The 6,126-nt window shown below is 40.3% G+C and carries 7 protein-coding genes and 3 pseudogenes; 6 read left to right on the forward strand and 4 right to left on the reverse strand.

What is annotated here, in order from left to right:
• Positions 1-31: 31 nt before the first annotated feature.
• Positions 32-583 carry a DUF192 domain-containing protein gene (locus tag PI95_RS04475; protein WP_039744474.1) on the forward strand — a complete coding sequence of 184 codons (552 nt, stop codon included), beginning with the start codon at positions 32-34 and terminating at the stop codon, positions 581-583.
• Between the two features lie 118 nt (positions 584-701).
• Here the strand turns inward: PI95_RS04475 and PI95_RS04480 are convergent.
• A pseudogene (locus PI95_RS04480) lies at positions 702-1,619 on the reverse strand (IS5 family transposase).
• Positions 1,620-1,806: 187 nt separating this feature from the next.
• Here PI95_RS04480 and PI95_RS04485 point away from each other — a divergent pair.
• The 3 genes and pseudogenes from PI95_RS04485 to PI95_RS04495 form a co-directional block, all read left to right on the forward strand.
• Positions 1,807-2,001 (forward strand): glycosyltransferase, encoded by a 195-nt coding sequence (locus PI95_RS04485; protein WP_039744477.1) that lies wholly within the window; start codon positions 1,807-1,809, stop codon positions 1,999-2,001.
• Between the two features lie 294 nt (positions 2,002-2,295).
• Positions 2,296-3,180, forward strand: a complete 885-nt coding sequence (gene patR, locus PI95_RS35035) for a heterocyst master regulator PatR (protein ID WP_201280293.1) — start codon at positions 2,296-2,298, stop codon at positions 3,178-3,180.
• A gap of 29 nt (positions 3,181-3,209) precedes the next feature.
• Positions 3,210-3,431: pseudogene (locus PI95_RS04495) on the forward strand (Imm30 family immunity protein); the annotation flags it as partial.
• Between the two features lie 47 nt (positions 3,432-3,478).
• On the opposite strand, the gene PI95_RS04500 reads toward PI95_RS04495, so the two are convergent.
• The 3 genes from PI95_RS04500 to PI95_RS04510 form a co-directional block, all read right to left on the reverse strand.
• Complete coding sequence (locus PI95_RS04500; RefSeq protein WP_039744480.1) at positions 3,479-3,823, reverse strand: hypothetical protein; 345 nt, start codon at positions 3,821-3,823, stop codon at positions 3,479-3,481.
• A 2-nt stretch (positions 3,824-3,825) separates the two neighbouring features.
• Positions 3,826-4,080, reverse strand: coding sequence for a hypothetical protein (locus tag PI95_RS04505; RefSeq protein WP_201280294.1), 255 nt, complete (start codon positions 4,078-4,080; stop codon positions 3,826-3,828).
• 544 nt (positions 4,081-4,624) lie between these two features.
• Complete coding sequence (locus PI95_RS04510) at positions 4,625-5,029, reverse strand: hypothetical protein (protein WP_039744495.1); 405 nt, start codon at positions 5,027-5,029, stop codon at positions 4,625-4,627.
• A 544-nt stretch (positions 5,030-5,573) separates the two neighbouring features.
• On the opposite strand from PI95_RS04510, the gene PI95_RS04515 reads away from it, so the two are divergent.
• Together PI95_RS04515 and PI95_RS04520 are read left to right on the forward strand one after the other, a co-directional pair.
• Entirely contained in the window at positions 5,574-5,741 is a 168-nt protein-coding gene (locus PI95_RS04515; protein ID WP_163518604.1) for a hypothetical protein, read from the forward strand.
• 12 nt (positions 5,742-5,753) lie between these two features.
• Positions 5,754-6,126 (forward strand): annotated as a pseudogene (locus PI95_RS04520) (tyrosine-type recombinase/integrase); the annotation flags it as partial.

Genomic DNA, 6,126 nt, shown 5'->3' on the forward strand with positions numbered 1-6,126 from the left:
CATTCCAATCTAATCTACAAGGTTTAAAGACATGACAATTACAGCACAAAACAATCAAATTCAAAAACAAAGTAATGTTGGAATTGAAAAAACTTTCTTAAATTTACTGAAAATTGTAGGACCAATAGCAGGATTTGTGGCAGCAATATCACCTCTAGTTTATATCGGCTTGTACCACCATCCTCAAAAACTACCAATTGGTGCCACGCTCAATGCTAACAATCAAACCGTCAAACTAGAGGTAGCACGCAAACCCCATGAGATTGCAAAGGGTCTGAAGTTTCGCTCAGAATTAGCTGCTTTTCAAGGAATGCTGTTTGTTATTCCAGGGAAGGCACAACCCATCCAGATATGGACGAAAGATGTACGCTTTCCGCTCGACATGGTGTTTGTACGCAACAACAACGTAGTCAAGATCATTGAAAATGTCCCGACTTGCAAGCAGCAGTGTCCTTTTTATGATTCCATCCAAGAAGTTGACAAAGTGATAGAACTTCCCGCCCATACAGCAGTGGGCAAACTCAAGCTCAAGTCAGGCTCAACAATCAACATAAATTTTGCATCCGCACCATCCGCACAGTAAACAACTACCAAAAAGAAAATATGCGGTTCCCGCTTGCACCAAGAAGTTAGGTGCAAGCATTTTTTTGATTTACATTAATATTTTTAGTAAAGATAAATCAATAGACCTCTTGCAAAAGTCATTCATACAGATTAAGTTTGGGGAGATCAAGCTCGTAGTTGTACAAACCAGCTATCAGATTAAACCTCAAACCAAATCTTTTTCGGCGATTGCGATAGCGCTCAGAAAAAATTTTAAAGACTTTGAGTTTTCGATTGACATGCTCACCTACAACTCGGATTTTAGCTAACTCTTGGTTTCTCTTCTTATCCTCATGACTCAACTTACCACCATAAGGGCTTTTTTTTGGTATCCGACTGTAGGAGTGAATTTTATGAATACCTTGATACCCTTTATCTCAATAGCATTCAATATCTTCTCTCAACCTAACTTTACTATTTTTAAATATGCGGAAATCATGCTATGAACCCCTACCATGAGGCGGCATCTTTTCGGGGGAATTATTCCTCCGAAAAATGCCTTCCGTACAGATAATTTTACCTGTAGTTTGTTCTACGACTAAGAGCGACTTTAGTGTATGTTGTTTCTTTTTGCCGCTATAGAATATGCTTCTGTTTTTTTTAGGACGTTCTATAGGACTTTCGGTTACATCAACCACTACTACTTCTATTTGGTAATCGGACTTTTGCAGCATCTTCAAGCCTGGTAAAGTGAAAATTCTCTTCTTGAATTAAAATATCCTCGATTTGACGGATAGTACGGTATGCTGTGGACTCATTGACTCCCCAAGATTGACCTATATGGAAGTAGGTGCGATACTCTCCGGAGGCGGAGCGTCTCCGGCTTTGCTCCAATACTCTAACGTCATCAACAATTGGTCGATCCTCGCCCAATTTGACTGGTCTGCCTGGTTTGCGCTTATGTTGCAAAGAGCGATCGCACTACTTCTAACATTTGACCAAAAGTCTCGCTTTCGCACACCACACAGCCGTTTAAAGTCCTCTGGTTTTAAGTTTTTAACCTGCTCGTATGTCATAGATACTCCCCAATAATACCTACTTCTCTCATGCTACTGGGCACTTTTGCAAGAGGTCTAATGACAAATTATTAGTAACTGCCAGAGAACTAACGGCAGAGGATGTTGCCCGATGGCAGCAAATTGAAGCCTCAAGACAAATAAGCAACCAACAGCTAGATAACCAACAATCGAGAGATATTGATCGATGAAAATATCAATCATTACCGCCACATACAATCGACCTTCCCAATTGAGTGCGATGGCGCGAAGCGCCCGCGCCTTGGCGATCGCACTCCCCAGCATATTGAATCAAATCGATAACCAGTTTGAATGGATTATCGTGAACGACGGCGGTGATCCCGAAACCAGAGAGATTAGCGCTCAACTGCAAACCAGCTGACCAGTAGTATATACTACAGTGTACACACAAGACGCCACCTGCACGCTTGATGAGTTTAGCCAAATCGTTAAAACTCACTCCTCTTACCAACTGTTGACACACGATCCGAAGTATTTATTTTGGTATTAGATACACAACTCAAAGGAGTAGTCAACTTGATAGAGTTGAGTCGAGGTTATCGTTCTTTTGCTGTGCCAATTCGTGTTAACGTCTTTGATTGATTGTGTAAAATTGATTTGTTGATTGATACAAAACTAATGTCCGCAAGCCTGTTCTCACCTCTGGATAAGAAGAATGCAAACTCTGTATCGCGCAGTAGGGATTGTGAGGGGGAGATACTATCCCAGCGCGCAGGATTTCAATAAAGGAATTCTGGCGACCAACTCAGGCGTTATTGAAGCGGTCATAGATTCAGATGAAAACAGCTTGACTCATATTACACCCGATGTAATTCAGGATGAGTTGTTGTTTCATGCGTACCCCAGAACCAATAAGTCACAAGGCAACACATTGATGCTACAACTGACTAAATACCGTAAGGATAATTTAGACGTTGATAATTATTTTTCTATTCGTGGGAATTTAGTTGCTGTTTTGGATGATAGCATTTTAATAAGAATACAACGGAATGCAACTAAAAATAAAGCTTTTTACTTGGGAATAAAAGGAACACTGCCTAATGATGGGGTAAAAAAGTTTTGGGATTTGGAATGTATCCGCGAAGGTAATATCCTAAAATTAGTTAACGCTCAAGTCGTAGAAAAAATTAGTGATAAGCCTAGTGATAAGCCTAATGATAAACCAGGTGATAAACTAGGTGACGATAGTTTCAAGCCCAAGCCTCAAGTAGATAAACCAACTTTCAGCAGCCAAAATAAGGTGACACTCGTGCGCTCGGAAATTACTCTTAAATTTAATGAAATCCCTCCAGCAGATCCAGCCCCTGACAAAAAGGTACTCGTAACTTTGTCGGATGAAAACGGCAATAAGTTTGTTACTCTGCTTAATGCCAAATCCTATAAAAAAGCGTGTGAAGCTGCTGCCACCTATCCCAAGTATGCTGGAAGTATTTCTGGAAAACTTGGCAAGCTAACCGAAGATGGATTTGAGGTGTTAGAGGCAGGCATCAAGGTTTTTGAAGTTAAACCCAAGGAAGAAGCTAAGGGAGAAGCCGCGTAAAGGTTGGTAGTAACACCTTTTTAGAGTCTTTTGATGCGTTGAAGCAGCTTCAAGCGCTTCTTAATGTTGTTCAGGAGCTAGTTGTTTCTGCTCCGGAATGGACGGAGATTATACATTACCGAATATTTAATGATGAGCCAACTCGCTTTTTATATCAAGATATGTTGAGGTCTGCTGATTTGAATACTCAACAATTAATTACGAAAATTTTGGATGATATTGCCCGAAAACATGAATTAATTAATGTTTAATATTTTTTGTCCGTCGAGAAATTTAATTTGTTTTTATGTTATTTTTTTCAAGCTCTTTTTTGCACTAATTCTCTCTCACTCCAAATTGCTTGCAGTAACTCTTGTAATTGACGAACAGCAAAAGCAGGGAGTAAGTCGGTTATTAACCATTGGTAAGCTAGTTGCTCAGATGAACGAAACTCCTGTGCTTTGTATAATAGAGAGGCTGCACTGACTGCTGTAATACCAATAGTTCTTGTTTTAGTTGGCTCTAAAGCTTCGAGTGCTAAAATTTCTGCTTGGGCTGCAAGCCGATAAAGTTCTACAGCACGAGCATTATTCTGCTCTCTCTTCGCTGACTCTGCCAATTTTGCATAATGCTCACTTTCAGAATGATGTGATACCCAACTCATAATTAAGATTCTACGGTTTGCATTATTATTAATTTAGCGCGGAATCCAACTACACAGGCTAAAGCTGGCAAGTTGCTGTCACCTTGTAATGCTTGGTCTACTTTTTCTCGCAAACGTCGTTTAATCTCTGATACGCCTAAATTTGTGCCAGAAACTTCAAGCCGAAAACATCCTTCTAGGTCTTCAACTTCCTGACCAAGTGGTGCTATATAATAATCTGCTCCTGTGCGGGTTTCTGCCCTTCTTTTAGCGCCCACATTCAACAACTCATGCACGACAATTTGCTAATACCCCAAGGAACACATGCGGGAATCTAGTCCACAAACAAACAACTTATCCGAGCCGAACTAGGGTAACACGCAGGCATACCAACACAGATGGCATCACTATCAAAATACGTTGACTTTGTTGTTCTGCTAACATCATCCACCAGAGCGCGGACTACATTAAAGTCCAAGATGACACATATCAGCTTGACGCCCAACTGATGCTGCTAGCAGCCAAGTACTTGTCCATTGAGTTTAGTCTAACACCCGGAATACATTGCTAATGGTTCTTTGAAGACTGCGCTTACAAATTGCACTTTGTCAGGAATGAAGTTGGTTTGAGGGAAATGGGCAATGGTGATGTGCGATCGCTTGCCTTATTCCCTATACCAAAAGATAAGCGGTACACAGTACTGGCAGCAACTAGTTTCTTCACACTCGCAATCTATACCCAGTCCAAATATTTAACTATAAAATAACACCACAAGCACTACAGGCGAATGGCACAGTACTAAACCCTACATAGCTAAAGAAACTACAACTCAATATCAGGTTTTTTTGCTATAACAGATTGATTCTGTTGCTTCTTAGATGGCGATTCATAATGAAAAGGATCTCTCCCCAGGCGCAGCTCATCAATAAGAGGCACTCCATCTTCATCTAAATCACTATAGAGGATATGTTCGACTACATAAGGAGGAGCCTCAATTGCGACACGATTAACTACATTAGCAACAAACTCTAGAGAACATTCTGATGCAGACAAAGCTTGCAGCAAATCATCTGCATCTTGCTCGGTCATTTCGCTCAGATTTTTTTTAATACCAGCTTCAGTAAAAAAATCATCATAAAATTCTTTTTCTTGTTCTGTAAAGTTTTCCCGCTTCGCTTGCGAAATAACAAGCTCAGTCCGCCGTTGTTGTTCTTGAGAAAATTCCATAAAAATGATAGTATGTTATCTATCTCATTATGGCTAACTAAAAATAAACAGTCAATAAAAACAGATAATAAGTTGCCTTGAAGCCATTAACATATAAATATAAAATTAATTTTGAGTAACTTATAAATTTTTAAATAAAAATTATTAAACAAAACATGCACATTTATAACCTCAAACTGAGCTAAGAATTTCTCGATTTAAACATCACAGGCAGCAATTTGTGGCAGCAATTTGTGTCTGATAAAACTCGTAGAGTAGCAATTCCTGTTGTAGGATAAACACCAGCCAGGAACCTGAAAAAATTATCGGTCAAGTGGGAGCAACGCTTACGCCAACAATCCGATTTTTTGGCTTTAAACACAAAATAAATTTTTTGTCAATCATCTATGTGCCACTTTAAGGTGCGTTTGCTCTGGTAAGCGATCGCTCTTTATGTTTCGGCTGGGCAGTCACAACTTTCTTCTAGAACTAAAAAGCGCGTCCTTTGTCAATACGGTTCGGATAAGAAATTTACCGTGTAGTCTTGATGGGGAAGATGGGGAGGATGAGGAAGTTATTTTATTTATCTCCCTCATCTCCCTCATCTCCCTCATCTCCCTTACAACTTGGGCTGGCAACGCCTGTAGGTTTTAAGTATATTAAGCTACAATTAGAGAAAGCATGTGTAATTGAAGTTTTATCGCGACAAAGTGAGTCGGTTGGGGCATTATAGGGGAGAATAGTTTTGATATCGAAAACAGCCATTTTCGAGCGCAGTGCTATGTCCGATACACCACATCCCCCTAGACGTACATTCCATAAAAGCAGCGATGATACCGGATTTGACTCGGCGGTGGAGTCATTAGAAAAATCTCTTTGGGCCCCTATTGAGCGGTATTTTGCTGCAACAGAGGATGAACAGGATGTGATTGCTTTGATGCTTGCCAACATCCGCGCACCCAGTACGCGGCGCGAATACCAGAAAGATTTACGGAAATTTTTTGTGGCGATGACGGGGTGTGAGCCAAATATTGATAGCGTGTTGGAGTTTTTGCACCTTACCGAGAAGCGGGCGGTGGCAGTGGTTCTAAAATATAAAGCTTTGCTACTGGCACAGA

Source organism: Hassallia byssoidea VB512170, from assembly GCF_000817785.2.
Classification (GTDB): Bacteria; Cyanobacteriota; Cyanobacteriia; order Cyanobacteriales; family Nostocaceae; genus Hassallia; species Hassallia carrinoi.